Below are 24,268 nucleotides of genomic sequence, written 5' to 3' on the forward strand. Positions count from 1 at the left end.
ATTCGTGAACTCGTTTCATTTTTCTAAACAACATGAAAATCAGTGATCTAAAGAGATTCTACTTGTTGCCACGAATAAAGTCCGTTAGAATAGAGCCATGGATGTGATATTATGCGAAGTATGACGGGCTACGGACGTTGCAACTTTAAACAAAATCATTTTTCAATAAATGTAGAAGCAAAAGCGGTTAATCATCGCTTTTTTGAATGCAACCCTCGCATACCACAAATGTTTCTTTCTCTTGAAGAAGACATACAATCATGTTTACATAGTAAGGTTAAGCGGGGTAAAATCGACCTTTTCATTCATATAGAAAAAGGTGAACTAGTTAAACAGAGATTAGTGATTGATTATGACCTATTAAGTGAGTATACGAGAATTGCTGAAGAACTTAAGTCCACGTCTCAAGAAATTGATGGGGTATTGGACATCAATACACTTATCTTGCAAGATCAACTTGTGAAAAGAGTTGAAGTAGAACGTGAGGATCTTGAAGAAGCAAAGAAAATGATCGTGTCAGCCGTGGAAGCTTGTGTGGATTCATTAATAGAGATGAAAAGCAGGGAAGGAAAACAATTAAAACTTGATTTGTTCAATCAATTGAATCAGATGAAAAAAATCATCTTAGAGATTGAAACAAAAGCTCCTGAATTAAACCGTCTGCTTCAACAAAAAATGCAAGATAGAATCGCTCAAAGCTTAGCGGACTTGAATGAGTCGATTATGGACCGAATCATAACAGAGGCATGCATTTATGCTGAAAAAGCAGATATTAATGAAGAGCTTGTACGCCTACAATCTCACATTGCTCATTTTACCGACATTTGCGACCAGGAAGATTACCCAATTGGGAGAAAGTTGGATTTTCTTGTTCAGGAGATGAACCGTGAAGTGAACACAATTGGGTCTAAAATAAATGATGCTACAATAAGACAACTTGTGGTTTCATTGAAAAGTTACATAGAAAAGATTAAAGAACAAGTACAAAATGTTGAATAGAGCGTAGAAATCGAACGCCTTTTCGTATATAGTTAGGTTAGTTTGGATAAAAATGATGAGAGTGGTAGTCGGCTCTCCTAACAGATGGGGGAACATGCATGAATATTAAACTCATTAACATTGGATTTGGAAATATCGTATCAGCTAATCGAATTATTTCCATTGTTAGTCCAGAATCAGCACCAATCAAGCGAATTATTCAAGATGCCCGCGATCGTAATATGCTAATTGATGCAACTTACGGACGCCGCACAAGAGCCGTAATTATTGCAGATAGTGACCATGTCATCTTAAGCGCGGTTCAGCCTGAGACTGTTGCTCAACGATTGACAAGTAAGGAAGAAGGTTCGGAAGAGGCATAACACATGTTGTGAATGCCTTATTTTTAATCAGGTACATTTTAATTGAAAGTTGCAGCCACAAAGTGTGCAATCTATGTGGTGTAGGAGGTTTCCATGAAGAAAGAAAAAGGTTTATTAATTGTATTATCAGGTCCAGCAGGTGTGGGGAAAGGGACTGTCTGTGGAGCATTACGTAAAGAAGATACAGATATTCAATATTCTGTTTCTGCTACAACGAGACAGCCTCGCGCAGGTGAAGTAGACGGCATTAACTACTTCTTCAAAACTCGCGATGATTTTGAAGAGATGATTAAACATGATCAACTGCTAGAGTGGGCAGAGTATGTAGGCAATTACTATGGTACACCTATTGACTATGTGAGAGAAACACTTGATAATGGACAAGATATAATTTTAGAGATTGAAGTGCAAGGTGCGCTGAAAGTTCGTGAGAAGTTCCCTGAGGGTGTATTTATCTTCCTTATGCCGCCAAGTCTTGCTGAACTTAGAGCGCGAATTGTAGGGCGTGGTACGGAAACAGAAGACGTCATTAATAAGCGCATGACGGTAGCGAGAGAAGAAATCGACATGATGAAAAAATATGATTATGTTGTTGAGAATGATCAGGTTGAGCTTGCTGTTGAGCGAATTAAATCCATCGTTGTCGCAGAACATTGCAAAAGAGAACGATTAATTGAAAAATACAAAGAGTTAGTGGAGGTAGACTAATGTTATACCCATCGATTGATTCATTAATGGATAAGTTAGATTCAAAATACACGCTTGTTACCGTTTCGGCAAAACGTGCAAGAGAAATTCGTGACGATGCGAAGCGTGGACCACTTGTAACGCGTCCAAAAGCATACAAGCCTGTTGGGATGGCTCTAGAAGAGATTTTAGAAGAGCACTTACGCTTTGAGCGTGTCAACCCAATTGAAAAAGACTAGTTTATAAATCAGGGGAAAGAGTCTGACTCTCAACAAACCAAAGGTTGATCTCACAGAATTTCTGTAAGAAGGATCAATTTTTGTTTTTAGGGGGCAGGCTCTTTGTTTACGTTAAGACAAGCAGGTATGATACATACAAGATGAATGATTAAAAGTACGAAACGGACGCTTGGAAAAATATAATCGACAAATGTGAAGGGTGAGGAGTTACGATGCTAAAAGGAAAAAAAGTACTATTAGCTGTATCAGGTGGGATTGCAGCTTATAAAGCTTGCACATTAACAAGCAAATTAGTCCAAGTAGGTGTTGAAGTAAAGGTGATGATGTCTGAATCTGCAAAAGAATTTGTCACGCCATTAACCTTTCAAGCCCTGTCAAGAAACCCTGTGTATGATTGGACATTTCACGAACCAGACCCAACAAAAATTGCACACATTGATCTGGCAGATTGGGCTGATTTAGTCATGGTTGCCCCAGCTACGGCAAATGTGATTGGGAAATTAGCTAACGGAATTGCAGACGATATGGTTACGACTACACTACTAGCGACGAAAGCAGATATTTACCTTGCACCGGCGATGAATGTGAATATGTATCAACACCCAGCTGTACAAAAAAACATAGCAACCCTTAAGGACTATGGCTATTCGTTTGTAGAAGGTGAGTCTGGGTATCTGGCCTGCGGATGGACGGGTAAAGGGCGAATGGCGGAGCCTGAATCTTTATTTGAGGTTATTGAGCATGCTCTTTTAGAAGATGTAACTGGTTCAAAGCAACCATTAAAAGGAAAAAAGGTCGTCATTACAGCTGGACCGACCCAAGAGAAAATTGATCCGGTCCGGTATTTTACAAATCATTCGACTGGGAAGATGGGATACGCTGTAGCTCGTGCTGCTAAGCAAGCGGGTGCTGCAGTTACGTTAATTTCAGGACCTACACAACTACCTGAACCAACCGGAGTAGATGTTGTTCATGTCACAACGGCTGAAGAAATGTTTAACGCTGTGATGTCGGTCTATCCTAATGCTGATATCGTGATTAAATCAGCAGCTGTGGCTGACTACAGACCTAAAGAAACATTTGATCAGAAGCGTAAAAAACAGCCAGGCCAGTGGGGTGTGGAAATGGAGCGTACAAAAGATATTTTACATACTCTTGGAGAGAGAAAGGCATCTCAAATTCTTGTCGGATTTGCAGCTGAATCAGAACATGTAGAAGATTATGCAATGCAAAAACTTGAAAAGAAGAATTTAGACCTCATTGTTGCCAACAATATTACAACTCCAGGTGCAGGCTTTAAGGGAGATACGAATATTGTAACCATTCTCTCTAAAGATGGGCTGACAAAGCGTTATGATCAGCAATCAAAAGATGAAGTCGCTTCACGCATTATCGATGAAATTGTTTCTTATACAGAAAGGAATACCCCTTAATGATTGCAAAAGTGGTTGTTGATGTACCTTCACAACAAACGGATCGTCTCTTCGATTATCGGGTACCTACAGATTGGGAAGATGTGGTCAAACCAGGAATGCGGGTCGTTGTTCCGTTTGGTCCAAGAACGATACAGGGTTTTGTGATTGAACTGACAGAGACCTCAACTCATCAAAAGTTAAAGAAGGTTATAGATATACTAGATGTGATACCTGTTTTAACACCAGAGTTACTCAATCTTGGAGATTGGCTAACGGATGAAACCCTTAGTTTTAAAGTGTCTGCTTATCACGTAATGTTACCGGCTGCGCTTCGTGCAAAAGTAAAAAAAGAGGTTGTCATATCTGGAGATCGTGGAAAACTTGGCATGGCTCTTCAAGCCCTTTTTGGAAAATCGGATCGTATAAGTTGGGACGTTTTGACCAAAGAGCATCCAAGCCTTGTGAGGTCTGTTCAAAAATTAATTCAACATGAAGAGCTAGATCTTCACTATATAGTAAAAGATAAGGGCAATAAAAAAACAGAAAGAGTACTTTCGCTTGTTCCTACAGATCAGACCCTTGACGAAATCCTTGCACATGTATCACCACGTGCAAAAAAACAACAAGATGTCCTCCGTTCTTTATTTGATCAATCGGAACCAGTCAAAACAATGGAGCTATTAAGCAAGCTTAATACAACACGTGCTACCCTAACGCCATTATTTAAAAGCGGCTTAGTTATTGAAGGCGAACAAGAAGTGTATCGTGACCCGACTGGGGGGAAAGATTTTAAGCAAACAAAGCCACTGCCATTAACGGATAAGCAAGCAATGGTGATTGCACCTATTCTCCAAACGCTTGAGGACAACAAGCATGAAGCCTTTTTAGTTCATGGGGTCACAGGGAGTGGGAAAACGGAAATTTACTTACAGTCCATAGCCAAAACGTTGGATAATGGTGGAGAAGCAATTGTTCTGGTTCCAGAAATAGCCCTTACCCCTCAGATGGTGGATCGATTTAAGGGACGTTTTGGATCGAAGGTAGCTGTTCTTCATTCAGGTTTATCAATGGGAGAAAAATATGATGAATGGCGTAAGATTCATAGGGGTGAAGTAAAGGTAGTTGTTGGAGCTAGATCGGCTATCTTTGCTCCTTTTACAAACCTCGGTCTCATCATTATTGATGAAGAGCATGAAGCAAGCTATAAGCAAGAAGAAAACCCTCGTTATCATGCGCGAGATGTTGCGATGTATAGAGGACGTTATCATAAGTGTCCGGTCATATTAGGAAGTGCAACACCTGCGTTAGAGTCATTTGCACGGGCCAAAAAAGGTGTGTACACACTCTTACCTTTATCAGAGCGTGTCAATAATCGTCCGATGCCTAGTGTGAATGTCATCGATATGCGAGAAGAGTTGCGCTTAGGAAATAGGTCAATGTTCTCTACGGTTTTACTAGAGGGTATGCAAGAGAGATTAGAGCGAGGCGAACAGACTGTTCTATTTTTAAATCGAAGAGGGTATTCAACTTTCGTGATGTGCCGTGACTGTGGGTATGTTGCTACATGTGAACACTGTGATATTTCCTTAACCTACCACAGAAGTCATAACCAATTAAAATGTCATTATTGCGGTCATGAAGAAGCGATGCCACAGACGTGTGAATCATGTGGTAGCGAGCATATTAGGTTTTTTGGAACGGGTACACAAAAAGTCGAAGAAGAGTTAGCTCGTGTTCTACCTGAGGCAAGAGTGATCAGAATGGATGTAGATACAACGCGAAAAAAAGGAGCACATGAGAAGCTTCTCACTTCTTTTGGAAATGGCCAAGCAGACATCCTTCTTGGAACTCAGATGATTGCTAAAGGATTGGACTTCCCAAAAATCACTCTAGTAGGTGTATTAGCAGCAGATTCAATGTTACATATCCCTGACTTTAGATCGAGTGAGAGAACGTTTCAACTCATGGAACAAGTTAGTGGAAGAGCAGGGCGTCATGAGTTGCTTGGTGAGGTGATTATCCAAACGTATTCACCCGAGCATTACAGCATTGAATTAGTAAAATCACATGATTATGAAGCCTATTTTGAGATGGAGATGCGCCAGCGCAAGCAAGGGGGCTATCCTCCTTACTATTATTTAACGTTACTAAATGTTTCCCATCCTGAAATAACCAAAGTCATTGGGGTGACTGAAAAAATCACTCAATTTCTTAAAAGAGAGCTGGCTGAGGATACGGTTATATTAGGTCCAGTTGCCTCTCCTATTGCTCGTATTAAAGATAGATATCGCTATCAATGCATGATAAAATACAAAAATGAACCTAAGCTCGTTAGCACGTTGCGGGAAATTCAGCAACATTATTTAAAAGAAATGAATCAAGGCCAATTGCAAATCTCGATCGATTTGCAGCCTTATTTATTTATGTAATCAAACATTGAGATACAGATGAACGGATCAGAGAAAGGCAGGAGCAGTAAATGAAAATTGTATTTATGGGAACACCGGACTTTTCCGTACCGGTTTTACGTCAATTAGTAACAGAAGGATATGAAGTAGTGGCATGTGTGACCCAACCTGATCGCCCTGTTGGAAGAAAGCGCATCATGACACCTCCTCCTATAAAAGTAGAGGCAGAAAGCCATGGAATTCCAGTTTTACAACCAGAGCGCATTCGAAACAAAGAAGAAGTAGAGCGTGTCCTTAGCTATCAACCAGACTTAGTCGTCACAGCTGCATATGGTCAAATTCTACCGAATGATATTTTAGAAAAGCCAAAACATGGTTGTATTAATGTTCATGCCTCCTTACTTCCTAAGTATCGAGGAGGAGCTCCTATTCATCAGTCTATTATTGATGGGGAGTCTGAAACCGGTATTACGATTATGTATATGGTAGAAAAGTTAGATGCGGGAGATATTTTGACACAAGTGAAGGTTCCTATTTTAGAAGACGATCATGTAGGCTCCGTGCATGATAAATTAAGTGTAGCTGGTGCTAAGCTATTAAGTGAAACGATCCCTCCGTTAATCGAAGGAAAGTTAACACCAGTTGTACAAGATGAGTCGGGTGTAACATTTGCTAAAAATATTAGTCGTGAGATGGAAAAAATGGACTGGTCCAAGAGCGGTGAAGAACTGTACAACCAAGTTCGTGGCTTGCATCCGTGGCCTGTTGCTTTTACAACTCTTGATAATAAACCTTTAAAAATCTGGTGGGCTAATAAAGTAGCAGTTTCGACTCGAAATGAGCCGGGTACCATTCTAGCATTTGAAAGTGATGCATTCGTCGTTTCAACTGGAAATCAAACGGCTTTAACGATTACCGATTTACAACCATCTGGAAAAAAACGAATGACGGCAGAACAGTTTTTACGTGGTGCTGGTAGTCATTTAGAAGTAGGTATGAAACTTGGAGAAGAACATGAGTAAAAATGTCCGTGAAGTGGCAGTAGATGTCTTAATGCAAATTGAAAAAAATCAAGCGTATAGTAACCTTTTGCTCAATCAAACGATCAAGCAATCAAAATTAGATCGTCGTGATATCGGCCTATTAACTGAGCTCGTATACGGCACCATTCAACGTCGTGATACACTCGATTACTTTTTGCATCCTTTTGTAAAAAAAGGGTTGCATAAATTAGATGCCTGGGTGAAAGTGTTGCTACGAATTTCGGTTTATCAACTAGTGTACCTTGACCGTATTCCAGATCGTGCCATTGTGCATGAAGCGGTGACCATTGCAAAAAAACGTGGTCATCAAGGGATCAGTGGGATGGTAAATGGTGTGCTACGAAGCATTCAAAGAGAAGGTGTACCTGATATTAAGGATCTGAAGGATCCAGTCAAACGTATTGCTCTTGAAACGAGTCATCCGGAATGGCTTGTGAAACGTTGGGTTGACCAATTTGGTGAAGAGGATACTCGCTTAATGTGTGAAGAAAACCTAGTCTCCCCTGCTGTAACCGTTCGAGTAAATCAAACAAGAGCAACTAGAGCCCAAGTGATCTCGATGCTCCAAAAAGAAGAGGTTGAGGCAAAAGAAGGAGATCTTTCTGAAGATGCCATAATCATTGTCAGTGGTCAGCTTTTTGAAACAAACGTATTTAAGGAAGGCTATGTTACGGCTCAGGATGAAAGTTCTATGTTAGTAGGACGAGCTCTTGGTTCAGTACCTGGTGAACGAGTGGCGGATGTTTGTGCCGCTCCTGGTGGTAAGACGACTCACCTAGCAGAACAAATGAATAATGAAGGTACGATCTACGCATTTGATTTACATGAACATAAGGTGAAATTAATTCGGGGACAAGCAAATCGTCTTGGACTCTCTATTATTGAAGCAACTGCACAAGATGCAAGAAAACTTCAAGAAGAGTATGAATCTGAAAGCTTTGATCGTATTCTTGTGGACGCTCCTTGCTCAGGCTTTGGAGTGATTAAACGTAAGCCGGATATTAAATGGGCAAAGAAAGAAGAAGATATAGCTGCGATTCAAAAAGTTCAACTAGCTATTTTGGATGCTATAGCCCCTCTATTAAAAAAAGGTGGTACATTAGTATACAGTACGTGTACTGTGGATAAAGATGAGAATGAACAGACTGTAGATTTATTTTTAAGCAACCAGCCAACGTTTAAAATGGATGGTCAGCTAAAAGAAAGATTACCACTTCAAGTTCAACAGTCAAAACGATTTAAAGAGGGTATGGTAACCATTCTTCCTCAAGACTTTAAAACGGATGGGTTCTTTATTTCTAGTATGGTCAAACAGTAATTTACATTGCTTATAAAGGATTTTTCTTACATCTAGCGAAACAAAAGGGTATGTGTTTCGCTAGATGTATCAGTACTTTAAGCGTATGAAAGTACTGGGCAAATCGTGTTAGGCTTTAAAGGGAGATGAGGTGATGGAGAAGATGCACTATACGTTCCAGACAAATGTAGGGAAAGTTCGTACCCACAATGAAGATAGTGGAGGCGTTTTTTCAAATGAATATGGAATCCTAGCAATCGTAGCTGATGGTATGGGTGGTCATTTAGCTGGTGATGTTGCAAGCAGTATGTCTGTTTCATTTCTTGAAAAAGAATGGGCGAAGGTACAAGCTGTTATGACAGCTAAAGAAGCAGAAAAATGGTTAACAGAACAATGTACAAGATTAAATGAATACCTCTATGATCACGCGATGAATCATAAAGAGTGTCAAGGGATGGGTACAACGATTGTAGCTGCTCTATGTACGGAGGAATTTGTGTCACTTGCTCATGTGGGTGATAGCAGAGTGTACATCGGAAATGAATTTGGATTTAAATTAAAAACCTCCGATCATTCCTTGGTACAGGAATTAGTGAACACTGGACAAATTACTGAAGAGGAAGCAGAACATCATCCGCGTAAAAATGTTTTGCTTAGAGCTTTAGGCACCGAACGAGCTATCAAAGTGGACGTGCAAACTCTTCAAGTAGAAGAGCAGCAGATCATCATGCTTTGTTCTGATGGTCTATCAAATAAAATGGAAACAGATGAGATGGAAGCTATTCTACAGGCGGATGAACCAATTGAGACAAGAGCAGAAACGTTTATTACTAAGGCGAACGAACGTGGCGGAGAAGATAACATTTCAATTGCGATAGTTGAATATCCTAATGCTGTTGATGCGGATAAGGCTAGGTGAGGGAAATGATAGGTAATCGAATTGCGGGTCGTTATCAGATTCTTGAAACGATCGGTGGCGGAGGAATGGCAAATGTTTATAAAGCATTAGATGTCATTTTAGATCGCCATGTTGCAGTCAAAGTTCTCCAACCACAATTTTCAGAAGATGAACAATTTATTAAACGTTTTCGTAGAGAAGCTCAAGCTGCTACAAGTCTTAACCATCCAAACGTAGTTAATATTTTTGACGTGGGTGAAGAAGGAAATACTTACTATATTGTGATGGAATATGTTGAAGGTTTAACATTAAAAGAGTTAATCCAACAACAAAGTACCCTTCAGGTTGATCAAGTACTTGATCTATTAAAGCAAATGATGGCAGCGATTGCTCACGCCCATGCCAATCAAATCATTCATCGTGATATTAAACCACACAACATTTTAGTCAGTCGTGATGGTGTAGCCAAGGTGACTGATTTCGGAATTGCTAGAGCTATTTCTTCCGCAACGATCACCCACACGAATTCCGTCATGGGCTCTGTTCACTATTTATCACCAGAGCAAGCTCGCGGGGGACATATCACGTATCGCTCTGATATTTATTCGTTAGGGATTGTGCTGTTTGAAATGGTTACAGGCACTTTACCGTTTAAAGGTGATACTGCAGTCTCCATTGCTATTAAACATTTACAAAATGAAGTGCCATCTGCTAAGGCGCTTGTTCCAGACTTACCTCAAAGTATTGAGAATGTTATTCGGAAGGCTACAATAAAGGATCCTCAAAAGCGTTATCCTTCTATTCATGAAATGGAAGAAGACGTCGAAACGGTGCTCGATCCTGCTCGTATAAATGAGCCTGTATTTTATGCTAATGATGTTGAAGAGGATATGACAAAGGCGATTCCTATTATCAAGGATGATCAAGTGAATGAAGATGATGTTGATAAAACAATTGAAGTAAGATCTGAAGAGCGAACAATCCCACCAGCTCCAATTGTCCCTACAAATGGAGAGTCTGTTTCATCTCAAGGTGAAGCGATAAAAGAGGAGACTCCCTCTAAGAAGAAAAAGAAGAAGTGGTGGATCATTGGTTTAATCGTCTTGTTCTTACTTTTAGGTTCTTCTGTTGCAGCTTTGGTGCTCTTCCCAAATCTTTTTTATGTAGCTGAAGTGGAAGTACCTGACGTAGTAGAGATGGTTTACGAAGAAGCAGAAGAAGAATTACTCAGTTTAAATTTAGTTGTTGAGCGAGAAGATATAGAAGCTGAGGGCATAGAGCCTGGTCATGTCGCACGTCAAAGCCAGCGACCTGGTTCAAAAGTGAAAGAACAATCTAGGGTTATTTTATATGTGAGTGAAGGGGAAGAAAGTTTTGAGCTTGATGATGTAACGGGTTTGCCAATTGACCGTGCTGAACGTTTGCTTGATGAACAAGGGTTAACAGTCGAGCGGATAGAACGAGTTGACTCGACTCAATCTCCAGGAATCGTCACTGAGCAACGTCCTAATGCAGGTGAAAGTGTGGTAGCGGGTGAGACGACGGTGTACCTTACATACTCCGTTCAATCTGAGATTAGACTTCGAAATTTAGAGGGCGAGCGTGAAGAAGCTGCCAGAGAATATCTAAATGAAGTAGAATTAAATGGCCGTTTCCAAAATGAACATTCTGACACGGTGGCTGAAGGTCTAGTTATTCGTCAATCACCGGGACCGTTTACAATGGTACAACCTGGTGATGACGTCCAAATTATTATATCTAGTGGACCTAGAGAAGAGGAACCAACTGAACCAGAACCAGAACCAGAGCCTGAACCAGACACAGAGCCTGAACCAACACCGGAAGAACCAGATTCAGAGCCGCAAGACGATTCGCCTGTAACAAAGCAATATGAAGTGAATCAGCCTGTTGATGTTTCAGCTGAGGATCAAGAAGCTGGGAACAGTTACGACATTCGAATCGTTTATCGAGATGCTACTACTGAGGGAAGTGATCAAGTCTTTATTGAAGAGTCCATCTCAGAGCCAAAAACGTATTCAATCCCACTTGAAGTAAGTGAACAATACCCAGGTTCGTTTGATGTTTATGTGAATGGAAATCAAGCTCATAGTTCAAAACAATATACAATTGATTAATAGAGGGGGCTTAGTAGTAAGCTAAGCCCTTTTGCTCTGCACATCTAAGGAGGTTTTGCATGGCTTTTGGAATGATTGTAAAAGCTTTAAGTGGTTTTTATTATGTACAAAATGAAGATGGACTGTTTCAATGTAGAGGGCGGGGCAATTTCAGGAAAAGGAAAATTAAGCCGCTTGTAGGAGACAAGGTGGAGTTTGAAGCGGAAAATCGCACAGACGGATACATTCTTGATGTACTTGAAAGAAAGAATGAGTTGATCCGTCCTCCGATTGCTAATGTCGATCAAGCGCTACTTGTATTTTCAGCGAAAGAACCTGAATTTAGTACGTTCTTACTTGATAAATTCCTTGTTCATATCGAAGCGAATGAGATTGAACCAATCATTGTAATTTCAAAGTCCGACTTATTAACCGATGATGAGTTAGCATCAATGAAAGTGTATCAAAAGCAATATGAAGCAATTGGGTATACGGTTTTACTCACAACCGTTGATGATGAAGCGAAAGTGAATGAGATTCTTTCTTATACTGCAAAACACATAACGGTGGTTGCAGGACAATCTGGAGTTGGGAAGTCTTCATTATTAAATGTATTAAAACCAGAACTTGCGATTGAAACAAACCAAATCTCAAGCCATTTAGGTCGAGGAAAGCATACGACTCGACATGTTGAACTAATACCGATTGGGAATGGACTCATTGCGGATACACCTGGCTTTAGCTCGCTAGACTTTGTCGATATGGAAGTAGAAGATTTATCGCTGTATTTCCCTGAAATGTCTAGTCGTCATTCAAATTGTAAATTTAGAGGTTGCACACATACTTCAGAACCAAAATGTGCGATTAGAGAAGCTCTCACGCAAGGTGAAATTTATAAGCATCGCTATCAGAATTACCTACAATTCTTAGATGAAATTAAAAATCAAAAGCGGAGGTATTAACGAATGATTAAAATTGCACCGTCTATTCTTTCAGCTAATTTTGCTACACTTGGAGCGGATATTAAAGAAGTAGAAGAAGGGGGAGCTGATTATATACATGTTGATGTAATGGATGGACATTTTGTTCCTAATATTACGATTGGCCCTCTAGTAGTAGATGCTATTCGCCCTATAACAACTTTGCCATTAGATGTTCACTTAATGATTGAAAATCCTGATCAATATATACCAGCGTTTGCTAAAGCTGGGGCTGATATTATTACGGTTCATGTAGAAGCGTGTCCACACTTGCACCGTACGATTCATTTAATTAAAGAGCAAGGTGTTAAAGCGGGTGTTGTCCTTAATCCTCATACTCCGTTTGATGCGATCAAACCGATTGTACAGGACTTAGATATGATTTTATTTATGACGGTAAATCCAGGATTTGGCGGTCAATCCTTTATTCACTCTGTGCTTCCTAAGATAGAGGAGGCATCTTCTTATGTGAAGCAGCATGGGTTTGATATTGAAATTGAAGTAGATGGTGGCGTTAACCCAGAAACAGCCGAGCTTTGTATTGATGCTGGAGCAAATGTGTTAGTTGCTGGTTCGGCGATTTACAACAAAGAAGATCGTGCGAAAGCCATTGCCGAAATCCGAGGCTTATAATATAGAGGAACGTTAGTCAACCGACTAACGTTTTTATTTGTTTTGACAAGTATTGTACGAACAATTATCCAGAAGGAAGCATATAAGTATATTGTGCATTGTGGCTAGTTAGTTAGAGTAAGCTGACAAACAGACATATCTAGTAAATAAGTGCATATTATAAGGGTAGAAAGACAAGGTTTTAGAAAGGTGGACTGGACTTATCTTATTTCATCCAAGAAAAAATAGGAATAGTTCGTTGCTTGTGAATATACTAGTAGAAAAGAGTATTGTTTTTATCCTTTCTCTATTATCCTGCAAGTCTTGTAATGGAAGGGTGAAGGCAACTTTGCTACACGCCCGATAGGTCGTTGGCTAAGTTTCTTTATCATTATCTCATGGGTTTTCACGTTGAGGAGGAGGAGCTATGAAATTCTACACGATCAAACTGCCCAAATTTTTAGGTGGATTTGTAAGGGCCATGCTGAACTCATTCAAAAAGGGGTAAAGACAAAAAAGCACCGTAGCTACGGTGCTCTTTTGTTATCAAATAAGTAAATTATACGCGTTCAACTTTACCAGATTTAAGTGCGCGAGTAGAAACGTATACACGCTTTGGCTTACCATCTACTAAAATACGAACCTTTTGTACGTTTACACCCCAACGGCGTTTTGTTTTATTCAATGCGTGTGAACGCTTGTTGCCGCTTTTTGCTTGTTTTCCAGTAATTGCACATTTACGAGCCATGACCTGCACCTCCTTATAACAATAGCGATGACCACAGAAATCATACTTGACTATAGTAGCACAGCCCCTATATGAATGCAATAGTTACAACGAAAGTTTATCAAGTATTCTTGCTTGACACCCCAAGTGAGCCCCAGATTTTAAAACAACTTTAAAAAACCCTTTGAGTATAGTAAAATGACGATAATGGCCGAAGTCTTGAATTCGAGAAGGAGGAATCATTCATGTCAATTGAAATGAAAACCCAACTAGGTGTTGTAGATGTTTCTAAAGATGTAGTAGCAACGATTGCTGGTGGAGCAGCTGTTGATTGTTACGGGATTGTAGGAATGGCATCACAAAAACAAATTAAAGATGGAATAACAGATTTGTTAGGAAAAGAAAATTTTCGTCGTGGAGTGGTCATTCGTGAGATTGATGAAGACATCCACATTGATATGTACATCATTGTAAGCTATGGTACGAAGATCTCTGAAGTTGCTTATAATGTCCAAACAAAAGTAAAGTATCAGCTAGAACAAATGTTAGGGTTAGATGTTGACTCCGTGAATATTTTTGTTCAAGGCGTCCGCGTTACGAATCCGTAAGGTGTAGTTAGGAGGAGCTTGTTGTGTCAGTAAATTTGATTGAAGGAAAAAAACTTGCCCACATGTTTGTCGAAGGGGCAGCTAATTTATCAAAGCATGTTAAAGTGGTTGATTCACTAAATGTATTCCCAGTTCCAGATGGTGATACGGGAACGAATATGAATTTATCGATTACCTCTGGTGTAAAGGAAGTTAAAACTCAAGTTAGTGATGATGCAGGTAAGGTCGCTGCCTCTTTTGCAAAAGGTCTCCTTATGGGAGCACGTGGGAACTCAGGGGTGATATTGTCTCAGTTGTTCCGTGGCTTTTCAAAGGACGTAGAAGGAAAAGAATCGATTAACGCACTTGATTTAGCAAAAGCATTTGAACATGGTGTGGAAACAGCTTATAAAGCGGTTATGAAGCCTGTTGAGGGTACGATTTTAACCGTAGCAAAAGATGCTGCCAAACATGCTGTTAAAGTGGCTAAACATGAAAAAGACGTTATAGCGTTAATGGATGAAGTACTAAAAGAGGCAAAACAATCCTTAAAGAGAACACCAGACCTACTTCCTGTTTTAAAAGAAGTAGGGGTGGTTGATTCAGGTGGACAAGGCTTAGTGTATATTTATGAAGGCTTCCTAGCAGTCTTAAAAGGAGAGGAGCTATCTGATTCTCTTCCAGAAGAACCGTTAATGGAGGACCTTGTGAAGATTGAGCACCATAATGCACAAAGTCTCATGTCTACTGAAGATATCGAATTTGGATATTGTACAGAAGTAATGGTTCGATTTGAAGACGAGAAGTTGTCTGATAACCCATTTGATGAAACAGCGTTCCGTCATGAATTAAGTGAGCACGGAGATTCCCTTTTAGTTGTTTCGGATGAAGATTTACTAAAAGTGCATATTCATGCTGAAGAACCAGGGACGATCCTAACCAAAGCACAACGCTTCGGGAACTTAATTAATATTAAGATTGAAAATATGCGTGAACAGCACACACATCTATTAGATGAAACGAAAGCTGTTTATGGATCTGAACAAGCTACTGCTACTAAACCTAAAGAAAAAAGTGAATACGGGATTGTAACGGTTTCTATGGGTGATGGGATAGCTCAATTATTTAAAGGATTAGGTGCAAGTGCTGTTATTCAAGGTGGCCAAACGATGAATCCAAGTACAGAGGATATCGTAAAGGCGATTGAAGAAGTAAATGCTGAAAAGGTTATTATCCTACCTAATAATGGGAATATCATTATGGCAGCAGAGCAAGCAGCGCAAGTTGTTGATGCGGATGCAGTTGTTGTCCCTTCAAAGACAGTTCCACAAGGTCTGGCAGCTCTTCTATCATTTAACCCAGCACAAGCTCTAGAAGATAATGCTGAAGGTATGAAAGACGCCATGTCACTGGTTAAAACAGGACAAGTCACATATGCAGTTCGTGATACAAATATCGATGGAATTGACATTAAAAAAGATGATTTCATGGGAATTGCTGAGAAAAAGATCGTTAGCTCAGGTTCCGAAATGGTCGAGGTTACAAAAGAGCTACTTCAAACCTTGATTGAAGAGGATAGTGAAATTATTACCATCCTCCAAGGTGAAGATGCAACAAACGAACAGACGGATGAGCTTGTTGCGTATATTGAAAGTGAGTACCCTGAAGTTGAAGTGGATATCCATTTAGGGAATCAACCACTTTATTCGTATATTTTCTCAGTTGAATAACGTGTGACATGCAGGGAGTGGATAATATGGCGAAAGTAGTAGTCGTAACTGATAGTACCGCTGATATACCAGCTGAATTAGTCGAAGAATTAAACATAACGGTTATCCCATTAAATGTAATCTTTGCAGAAGATGAGGTATACCAGGATGGTGTGACTTTAACATCGAAAGAATTCTATGAAAAAATCACAAAGGAAGATCGTATCCCTTCAACTTCACAGCCGACGCCTTATCAATTTGAAGAGTTGTATCGTGAGATCTTAACAGAGGAAGATACAACGATTATTTCCATCCACTTATCCTCAAAAATGAGTGGAACCTATCAGGCAGCAATGATTGCAAAACAGTCATTTGATCAAGCAGAACAATTACATGTGATTGATTCTAAGCGTGCATCGTACGCGATTGGAATTATTGTTGTGGAAATTGCTAAAATGGCTCAAGAAGGTAAGTCAACTGCAGAATGTCTTGCTCGTCTTGAATCATTATTAAATGATACCACTGTGTATTTCTTAGTGGATACCCTTGAATTTTTACAGAAAAACGGGCGCATTGGAAAGGCCTCAGCGATGCTTGGCTCTCTTCTTAAAATTAAGCCAATCCTTAGTTTAACGAAAGAAGGGGAAGTCTACCCTTTTGAAAAGGTCCGTGGTCAAAAGAAAGCATTAAGTCGTATTATTGAAACTCTAAAGGATCAATACGGACAATACCTTGTTCATATCGGTGTGTCTCATGCCGTGAATGAAGATCTTGCCAAAGAAATTCTGACGCGAATGAGTGAAGAATTCAATGTAGCATCAGAAGTGATCACCGATATTGGTGCAGTTATTGGGGCGCATGTCGGTCCAGGGACGGTTGCCCTATCCGTCACCAAAGCCGAATAACATATAAGGATATTCCTACCTACTCCATAGCTAGGTAGGGATATTTTTCTTTTTAACGAGTAGAACATGTCGAGTGCTACTGATGAAAAAAGATGACTTTAGGAGGAATAGCTATGAAGTATCGTACTGTTTTTGATATCATCGGGCCAATTATGATTGGACCTTCTAGTTCGCACACCGCTGGTGCAGCGAGAATTGGAAGAGTTGCGAGAACGTTATTTGCAGAAGTGCCAGACCGTGCAGATATTTATTTTTATGGATCATTTGCTAAAACCTATCGAGGACACGGTACGGATGTGGCCATTGTTGGTGGAATTCTAGATTTTGATACATTCGACTCTCGGATTACGAATGCGCTTACAATAGCGAAGGAAACAGGCATCGATATTCACTTTCATGAAGAAGAAGCACTAACAGATCACCCAAACACTGCAAAGGTTGTCCTAACAAAAGAAGATAGTAAAATCGAGTTAGTGGGTATATCTATTGGTGGGGGTAAAATTGAAATCATCGAGTTAAACGGGTTTGAACTTAGGTTATCAGGGAATCATCCTGCTATATTAGTTGTACATAATGATCGTTACGGGGTGATTGCTGGCGTCTCGAACGTTTTAGCTAAGCACGAAATTAATATTGGCCATATGGAAGTCTCCAGAAAAGAAAAAGGGAAAGAAGCTCTCATGGTGATTGAAGTAGATCAAAATGTTGAGGACCCTATTCTAAAGGAGCTTGAAGCATTACCGAATATCGAAAAAGTAACGAAAATTCACGATTAAGGTGTCTATATAAGGAGGAATTAAGATGTTTCGTAATGTAGCGGAGCTTGTCGAGTTAGCAGAATCGCAAGGGATTCCATTATCCGAAGTGATGGTTAGACAAGAGGTTGAAGTGAGTGGCAAGTCAAAAGAAGTGGTCATCAATCAAATGAAAGAAAATCTTAAGGTGATGGAAGCAGCTGTGGAAAGAGGAATCTCTGAAAATGTTCGATCGGTTTCTGGATTAACAGGTGGAGATGCTGTTAAGTTACAAGACTACATTAAAAAGGGAAACTACCTCTCGAGTGATGTCCTTCTTGATGCAGTAAGTAAAGCGGTGGCTACTAATGAAGTCAATGCTGCGATGGGTACGATCTGTGCTACACCGACAGCCGGTGCAGCTGGAGTGGTACCTGGTGTGTTATTTGGTTTGAAAAATAAGTTGAACCCTACAGAAGATGAGATGATTGGTTATTTATTTGTAGCAGGTGCTTTTGGGTTTGTTGTTGCTAATAATGCATCGATTTCAGGAGCGGCGGGTGGGTGCCAAGCGGAAGTTGGTTCTGCAACAGGAATGGCTGCAGCAGCTTTAGTGGAACTTGCGGGAGGCACACCGAGTCAATCAGCAGAAGCTATGGCGATTGCGCTGAAAAATATGCTCGGTCTTGTATGTGATCCTGTAGCAGGATTAGTAGAAGTGCCCTGTGTGAAGCGTAATGCAATGGGGGCATCTAATGCGATTGTTGCAGCAGACATGGCCTTAGCAGGTATTACAAGTCGTATTCCTTGTGACGAAGTGATTGATGCCATGTATAAAATTGGCCAAACAATGCCAGAGGCTCTACGCGAAACAGCACAAGGAGGTTTAGCGGCGACACCTACAGGACGTGAGTTAGAAGCAAAAATATTTGGTGTGTCGCTTGATAAAAAATGAACCAAGCAATGAATTTGCCAGTGACTGAAGTGAAGGGAATTGGTGATGAAACAGCCAAACAAATGGAAGGGATGCGCATTTTTACGGTTGGAGACTTAATTGAGCATTTTCCTTTCCGTTATGAAGATTATCAATTAAAGGATCTTCAAGATGTTGCGCATGATGAAAGAGTGACCATCGTTGGAATCGTTCAAAGTGAACCATCTATACGCTATTATGGGAAAAAGAAAAATCGCCTGTCAGTTCGACTTCTTGTCAATCAAATTTTGATTACGGTAACTTTCTTTAATCGTGCCTTTTTAAAGAAATATTTTCAAATAGGTCAAGAGGTGACGGTGACTGGGAAGTGGGATCAACATCGGATGACGATAGCCGGAAGTGAATGTCATCCTGGACGAGTAGAAAAAGAGCAAACAGTTGTGCCGATCTATTCTGTTTCTGGGAAATTAACGTCAAAATCATTGAAGAAATATATTTACCAGGCGATGCAACAATTTGCCGATGACATTCCTGAACCGCTTCCGCCATCATTTTTAGAAAAGTACAAGCTACCTTCAAAAAAAGAGGCTATCTATCGCCTTCATTATCCATCTAAAGACGAGGCGACAAAGCATGCAAGAAGAAGAATGGTGTATGAGGAGTTTTTATTCTTTCAACTTAAAATGCAAGCCTATCGAAAAATAAATCGTGAGCAAACGGTTGGAGAGGCATTAAAGCTTGATCGTGTCAAAGTGTCGCAATTTGTAAAGAGGTTGCCATTCCCACTTACAGGTGCACAAGAGCGTGTAATCGGTGATATTTTAAAGGACATTGAATCTGATTATCGAATGAATCGTCTCCTTCAGGGGGATGTTGGTTCTGGGAAAACAGTAGTAGCAGCCGTTTCAATGTATGGCGTGGTGAATGCAGGCAAACAAGCAGCTCTTATGGTTCCAACAGAAATATTAGCCGAACAACATGTCTCTTCCCTTAAACCGTTGCTTGAACCATTCGATATTCAAGTTGAGTTGCTCTCTGGTTCCGTTAAAGGAAAGAAGAGAAGAGAAAGATTAGAAAGACTGCAAGCTGGTGAGCTCCATATTGTTGTAGGTACGCATGCTTTAATACAAGATGATGTCATTTTTAACGATTTAGGGTTAGTGATCACAGATGAACAGCACCGATTTGGGGTAGAGCAGCGTAGAGTTCTCCGTGATAAAGGAGAGCATCCGGATGTTTTATTTATGACAGCGACTCCTATCCCTAGAACGTTAGCCATCTCTGTATTTGGTGATATGGATGTATCTATCATTGATGAGATGCCAGCTGGTCGAAAAGTGATTGAGACCTACTGGGCAAAGCATGATATGTTGGAAAGGGTGCTCACTTTTATTGAAAAAGAATTAAAAGCAGGAAGACAAGCTTATGTGATCTGCCCATTAATTGAGGAATCTGAAAAGCTTGATGTACAAAATGCAATTGATGTACACATGATTCTGCAACAGCATTTTCAAGGCAAGTTTGCCGTTGGGCTGATGCATGGTAGGCTTCATTCAAGTGAAAAAGATGAAGTGATGGAAGCGTTCAGTCAAAATCAATCGCAAGTATTGGTTTCAACAACAGTCGTTGAGGTCGGTGTAAATGTTCCAAATGCGACTGTCATGGTCATCTATGATGCCGAGAGGTTTGGACTTGCTCAACTTCACCAATTAAGAGGTCGAGTTGGGCGTGGGGAGGCCCAATCCTACTGTATTTTGTTGGCTGACCCTAAATCAGAAGTTGGGAAAGAGCGGATGAGAATTATGACGGAAACAAATGATGGTTTCGTCTTATCTGAAAGAGATCTCGAACTCCGTGGACCTGGTGATTTCTTTGGCGCCAAACAAAGTGGACTCCCTGATTTTAAAGTAGCAGATGTCGTTCATGATTACCGAGCACTTGAAGTGGCGAGAGGAGATGCAGCCCAAATCGTTAATCAACCTAACTTTTGGGACGAGCCTTCCTTCTACTACTTCCGAAAATATTTAGACCAATCGGGCGTCTTTGATGGTCAAAAGCTTGATTAACTATTGAAATTGCAAAGCGTCAATTATATACTACTCTTAGTACCTAGTCATATAAATGATCAGATTAGTAACCAATGAGGTTGCGAACGTCACATCGTTCTCTTTTTTGAAAGTAGAATCAAAAGTGGTGGTTGCAGCTAGGTAAAGGGTGGTAGTGCTTTTTATGAAACGACGTAAAAAAGAACGCCAATCAATTTTACAAGAAACGCTAGCGAGTAATCCTTTTATGACCGATGAAGAGCTTGCCAAGCGTTTCTCTGTAAGTATCCAAACGATTAGGCTTGATCGGATGGAACTTGCAATCCCTGAACTTCGAGAAAGAATTAAAGATGTTGCTAAGCAGCAACTAGATGATGTGAGGGCATTACAACCTGATGAAGTGATAGGGGAGATTGTTGACTTACAACTAGATGAGCGAGCGATCTCTATATTAGATATCCAATCAGAACATGTCTTTACTCGTTCAGGCATTGCAAGAGGCCATCATTTATTTGCACAAGCGAATTCGCTTGCTGTTGCCATTATTGACGATCCATTAGCATTAACCCAAAGTGCAACCATACGGTTTACAAGACAAGTAAAAGCAGAAGAAAGAGTGATAGCCAAAGCTCGAGTCATTGCAAATGAACTGGATCGCACACATGTGGAGGTCGACAGTTTTGTTGAACAAGAGCTCGTCTTCTCGGGTGAATTTGTGATGTATCGCAATAATGATGTTCCAGTAACGAAGTAAAAAGGAGAATGCAGAATGAAAATTGCGATTGATGCCATGGGTGGAGACAATGCCCCTAAAGCACAAGTATTGGCAGCGCAGCAAGCAGTTAAAGCTTTCTCAGATGTAGAGATAACTCTCGTAGGGGATGAAGCTAAAATTGTTCCTTATCTTAAAAACGATACGAACATTACCGTTTTACATACAACTGAAAAGATTGAAGACACGGACCAACCTACTACAGCTGTTAGACGAAAAAAAGAGGCATCGATGGTTTTGGCGGTGCGTGAAGTAAGAGAAAGTCGTGCAGATGCAAGTATTTCTGCTGGAAATACTGGAGCGTTAATGACAGCTGGACTTTTACATGTCGGTCGTATTAAAGGTATCGATCGTCCTGCCCTATCACCAATGCTACCTACTCTTGATGGAAATGGCTTTTTGTTACTTGATGTCGGAGCGAATATGGATGCCAAGCCTGAACAATTGCTTCAGTATGCAATTATAGGTAATACATATATGGAAAAAGTTCAAAAGGTTACAAAGCCTCGAATTGGATTATTAAATGTCGGCACTGAGGCCGGAAAAGGAAATGAGTTGACGAAAGAAGCTTTTCCGATGCTCGAATCGGCCGGTTTTAATTTTATAGGTAATGTTGAAGCTCGTGATTTAATGAACGGTGTAGCAGATGTTGTCGTATGTGACGGGTTTGCTGGGAATCTTGTCTTAAAAACGATTGAAGGAACAGCAGGAACTTTATTTTCTTTGTTGAAACAAGAATTAACGAAATCTGTTAAGAATAAACTTGCAGCTGGTATGCTTAAATCAAGCTTTAAAGATATTAAGAGCCAATTAAGTTATTCTGAATATGGTGGTGCAGGCCTATATGGCTTAAAAGCGCCCGTTATTAAAGCGCATGGTTCATCTGATGAAGTCGCTATCTTTCATGCGATTAGACAAGCGCGTGAAATGGTCGAGCATCGAGTAACAGTGATTATTGAAAGAGAAGTGTCAAAGTTAAAATCAGAGTAGACGTTCACTCGTAATAAGTAGAAGCAGGAGGAAGCTAATGGGAAAAATTGCTTTTTTATTTCCAGGTCAAGGTTCACAAGCGGTAGGAATGGGAGTAGACTTAGTAGAAACAGAGGCTGCATGTAAAGAGATTTTTACACGTGCAGATAAGAGATTAGGGTATTCACTATCAGAAATCATGGCTAATGGCCCTGAAGAGAAACTTCGTCGTACTGAGCATACTCAACCAGCTCTTGTTACGATGAGTGTCGCCGTTTTAGAGTTATTAAAAGAAGCAAACATCTCACCTGATTATGTCGCAGGACATAGTTTAGGCGAATATAGCGCACTGGTTGCTGCTCGCGCTCTTTCTTTTGAGGATGCAGTTTATGCAGTTCGTAATCGTGGGTTGTTCATGGAAGAAGCTGTCCCATTTGGAGAAGGAGCAATGGCTGCGGTACTTGGCATGACCGTAGAAGCATTAGAGGAAGTGTGCAAGGAGGTTCAATCACAAGGACATGTTGCAGAACTTGCAAACTTGAATTGTCCGGGGCAAATTGTTATCTCAGGTTCAAGTGAGGGGGTATCACTTGCTAGTGAGCTTGCTAAAGAAAAGGGAGCTAAACGTGTTATTCCTCTTCAAGTAAGTGGACCGTTTCATTCCTCTTTAATGAAACCAGCTGCGGATAAATTAGCTGCGATCCTTGATGAGCTTACGATCTCAGATGCATCTATTCCAGTCATTTCCAATGTGGCGGCAAAAGAACAAACCAATGCCGATGAGATTAAAGCTAAATTAGTAGAACAAGTCTATTCTCCAGTGAGATGGGAAGAGACAATTCGTACATTATTAGATCAAGGTGTCGATACATTTATCGAAGTTGGTTCAGGAAATGTGCTTACTGGACTAGTGAAAAAAGTAAATCGCCGCTCACAAGCATTTGCGGTAAATGATCGTGAAAGCTTGCATAAGGTGATTGAAAAACTAGAAGGAGTGACAGAATGATGCTACAAGGAAAAGTTGCCGTTGTAACCGGTGCTTCAAGAGGAATTGGAAAGGCTATCGCGCTTGAGCTTGCTCGTAACGGCGCTCATGTTGTTGTCAATTATGCAGGTAGTGTCGAACGTGCAGAGGGAGTTGTGGCCTCTTGTAAGGAACTTGGGGTAGATGCTCTAGCAATTCAAGCAGATGTTGCCAATTCAGAAAGTGTACAAGCTATGATCAAAGAGACGGTTGAGGCTTTTGGTCGTGTTGATATTTTAGTGAATAACGCTGGAATCACACGTGATAACTTATTGATGAGAATGAAGGAAGAAGACTGGGATGCAGTCATTAATACGAACCTTAAAGGTGTATTTAATTGTTCTAAAGCTGTAACGCGTCAGATGATGAAGCAACGTTATGGTCGTATTATCAATGTGGCATCTGTTGTAGGGATTCTTGGGAATGCAGGCCAAGCAAATTACGTTGCTGCTAAAGCGGGTGTCATTGGTTTGACGAAAACGATGGCACGTGAGCTTGCTAACCGTAACATTTTAGTAAACGCAGTCGCTCCGGGCTTTATCACAACAGATATGACAGATGAATTAACGGATGAAATGAAAGCTCAGATGCTGGGACAAATCCCACTTGGTTCACTAGGTAAACCAGAACATATTGCATCAGTTGTTCGTTTCTTAGCGACTGACGATGCCGCGTATATGACTGGTCAAACATTAAATGTCGATGGTGGAATGGTCATGCAGTAAAGGGAGAACGATTTTTCGGTATTGACATATCCACATGTTACCGTTAAAATTCATCTAGCTTTTAACAACTACTTGAGAGGGGG

General features: G+C 40.4%; 24 protein-coding genes. 23 read left to right on the plus strand and 1 reads right to left on the minus strand.

The window, feature by feature from the left end; genetic code table 11:
• Positions 1–111: 111 nt before the first annotated feature.
• From RYX56_RS13480 to spoVM, 13 genes are all read left to right on the plus strand, one after another.
• Complete coding sequence (locus RYX56_RS13480) at positions 112–999, plus strand: YicC/YloC family endoribonuclease (RefSeq protein WP_317122561.1); 888 nt, start codon at positions 112–114, stop codon at positions 997–999.
• Between the two features lie 98 nt (positions 1,000–1,097).
• Positions 1,098–1,361, plus strand: coding sequence for an extracellular matrix/biofilm regulator RemA (remA, locus tag RYX56_RS13485; protein ID WP_317122562.1), 264 nt, complete (start codon positions 1,098–1,100; stop codon positions 1,359–1,361).
• Between the two features lie 93 nt (positions 1,362–1,454).
• Complete coding sequence (gmk, locus tag RYX56_RS13490) at positions 1,455–2,069, plus strand: guanylate kinase (protein WP_317122563.1); 615 nt, start codon at positions 1,455–1,457, stop codon at positions 2,067–2,069.
• Positions 2,069–2,287 (plus strand): DNA-directed RNA polymerase subunit omega, encoded by a 219-nt coding sequence (rpoZ, locus tag RYX56_RS13495; RefSeq protein WP_317122564.1) that lies wholly within the window; start codon positions 2,069–2,071, stop codon positions 2,285–2,287. Before gmk ends, rpoZ begins: the two co-directional genes overlap by 1 nt.
• Before the next feature lie 212 nt (positions 2,288–2,499).
• Complete coding sequence (gene coaBC, locus RYX56_RS13500; protein ID WP_317122565.1) at positions 2,500–3,720, plus strand: bifunctional phosphopantothenoylcysteine decarboxylase/phosphopantothenate--cysteine ligase CoaBC; 1,221 nt, start codon at positions 2,500–2,502, stop codon at positions 3,718–3,720.
• On the plus strand, positions 3,720–6,131 hold the full coding sequence (gene priA, locus RYX56_RS13505) for a primosomal protein N' (protein ID WP_317122566.1): 2,412 nt from the start codon (positions 3,720–3,722) through the stop codon (positions 6,129–6,131). Before coaBC ends, priA begins: the two co-directional genes overlap by 1 nt.
• A gap of 50 nt (positions 6,132–6,181) precedes the next feature.
• Positions 6,182–7,132: a methionyl-tRNA formyltransferase gene (gene fmt / locus RYX56_RS13510; protein ID WP_317122567.1), complete on the plus strand. Its 951-nt coding sequence runs from the start codon at positions 6,182–6,184 to the stop codon at positions 7,130–7,132.
• On the plus strand, positions 7,125–8,471 hold the full coding sequence (gene rsmB / locus RYX56_RS13515) for a 16S rRNA (cytosine(967)-C(5))-methyltransferase RsmB (protein ID WP_317122568.1): 1,347 nt from the start codon (positions 7,125–7,127) through the stop codon (positions 8,469–8,471). Before fmt ends, rsmB begins: the two co-directional genes overlap by 8 nt.
• Before the next feature lie 133 nt (positions 8,472–8,604).
• Entirely contained in the window at positions 8,605–9,369 is a 765-nt protein-coding gene (locus RYX56_RS13520) for a Stp1/IreP family PP2C-type Ser/Thr phosphatase (RefSeq protein WP_439108492.1), read from the plus strand.
• 5 nt (positions 9,370–9,374) lie between these two features.
• On the plus strand, positions 9,375–11,483 hold the full coding sequence (gene pknB, locus RYX56_RS13525; RefSeq protein WP_317122569.1) for a Stk1 family PASTA domain-containing Ser/Thr kinase: 2,109 nt from the start codon (positions 9,375–9,377) through the stop codon (positions 11,481–11,483).
• A gap of 59 nt (positions 11,484–11,542) precedes the next feature.
• Positions 11,543–12,424 carry a ribosome small subunit-dependent GTPase A gene (gene rsgA, locus RYX56_RS13530; protein WP_317122570.1) on the plus strand — a complete coding sequence of 294 codons (882 nt, stop codon included), beginning with the start codon at positions 11,543–11,545 and terminating at the stop codon, positions 12,422–12,424.
• A gap of 3 nt (positions 12,425–12,427) precedes the next feature.
• On the plus strand, positions 12,428–13,075 hold the full coding sequence (gene rpe / locus RYX56_RS13535; RefSeq protein ID WP_317122571.1) for a ribulose-phosphate 3-epimerase: 648 nt from the start codon (positions 12,428–12,430) through the stop codon (positions 13,073–13,075).
• Between the two features lie 406 nt (positions 13,076–13,481).
• Entirely contained in the window at positions 13,482–13,562 is an 81-nt protein-coding gene (spoVM, locus tag RYX56_RS13540; RefSeq protein ID WP_022628207.1) for a stage V sporulation protein SpoVM, read from the plus strand.
• A 51-nt stretch (positions 13,563–13,613) separates the two neighbouring features.
• Here the strand turns inward: spoVM and rpmB are convergent, their stop codons facing one another.
• Entirely contained in the window at positions 13,614–13,802 is a 189-nt protein-coding gene (gene rpmB / locus RYX56_RS13545) for a 50S ribosomal protein L28 (RefSeq protein ID WP_012959433.1), read from the minus strand.
• Between the two features lie 224 nt (positions 13,803–14,026).
• On the opposite strand from rpmB, the gene RYX56_RS13550 reads away from it, so the two are divergent.
• From RYX56_RS13550 to fabG, 10 genes are all read left to right on the plus strand, one after another.
• Positions 14,027–14,389 (plus strand): Asp23/Gls24 family envelope stress response protein, encoded by a 363-nt coding sequence (locus RYX56_RS13550; RefSeq protein ID WP_317122572.1) that lies wholly within the window; start codon positions 14,027–14,029, stop codon positions 14,387–14,389.
• 23 nt (positions 14,390–14,412) lie between these two features.
• A complete protein-coding gene (locus RYX56_RS13555) occupies positions 14,413–16,098 on the plus strand; it encodes a DAK2 domain-containing protein (protein ID WP_317122573.1) in 1,686 nt (561 codons plus the stop codon).
• Positions 16,099–16,124: 26 nt separating this feature from the next.
• Positions 16,125–16,982 carry a DegV family protein gene (locus RYX56_RS13560; protein ID WP_317122574.1) on the plus strand — a complete coding sequence of 286 codons (858 nt, stop codon included), beginning with the start codon at positions 16,125–16,127 and terminating at the stop codon, positions 16,980–16,982.
• A 113-nt stretch (positions 16,983–17,095) separates the two neighbouring features.
• On the plus strand, positions 17,096–17,758 hold the full coding sequence (gene sdaAB, locus RYX56_RS13565; RefSeq protein ID WP_317122575.1) for an L-serine ammonia-lyase, iron-sulfur-dependent subunit beta: 663 nt from the start codon (positions 17,096–17,098) through the stop codon (positions 17,756–17,758).
• 25 nt (positions 17,759–17,783) lie between these two features.
• The gene (gene sdaAA / locus RYX56_RS13570; protein ID WP_317122576.1) at positions 17,784–18,671 is read left to right on the plus strand and encodes an L-serine ammonia-lyase, iron-sulfur-dependent, subunit alpha; all 888 of its coding nucleotides are present in this window, start codon (positions 17,784–17,786) and stop codon (positions 18,669–18,671) included.
• The gene (gene recG / locus RYX56_RS13575; protein ID WP_317122577.1) at positions 18,668–20,716 is read left to right on the plus strand and encodes an ATP-dependent DNA helicase RecG; all 2,049 of its coding nucleotides are present in this window, start codon (positions 18,668–18,670) and stop codon (positions 20,714–20,716) included. Before sdaAA ends, recG begins: the two co-directional genes overlap by 4 nt.
• Before the next feature lie 163 nt (positions 20,717–20,879).
• On the plus strand, positions 20,880–21,449 hold the full coding sequence (gene fapR, locus RYX56_RS13580) for a transcription factor FapR (RefSeq protein ID WP_317122578.1): 570 nt from the start codon (positions 20,880–20,882) through the stop codon (positions 21,447–21,449).
• A gap of 15 nt (positions 21,450–21,464) precedes the next feature.
• The gene (gene plsX / locus RYX56_RS13585) at positions 21,465–22,457 is read left to right on the plus strand and encodes a phosphate acyltransferase PlsX (protein WP_317122579.1); all 993 of its coding nucleotides are present in this window, start codon (positions 21,465–21,467) and stop codon (positions 22,455–22,457) included.
• Between the two features lie 37 nt (positions 22,458–22,494).
• Positions 22,495–23,442 carry an ACP S-malonyltransferase gene (gene fabD / locus RYX56_RS13590; protein ID WP_317122580.1) on the plus strand — a complete coding sequence of 316 codons (948 nt, stop codon included), beginning with the start codon at positions 22,495–22,497 and terminating at the stop codon, positions 23,440–23,442.
• Complete coding sequence (gene fabG, locus RYX56_RS13595) at positions 23,442–24,185, plus strand: 3-oxoacyl-[acyl-carrier-protein] reductase (RefSeq protein WP_317122841.1); 744 nt, start codon at positions 23,442–23,444, stop codon at positions 24,183–24,185. The genes fabD and fabG overlap by 1 nt, the downstream gene beginning before the upstream one ends.
• The last annotated feature ends 83 nt before the right edge of the window (positions 24,186–24,268 follow it).

The sequence above is a fragment of the Alkalihalophilus lindianensis genome, from assembly GCF_032843265.1.
Classification (GTDB): domain Bacteria; phylum Bacillota; class Bacilli; order Bacillales; family Bacillaceae_D; genus Alkalihalophilus; species Alkalihalophilus lindianensis.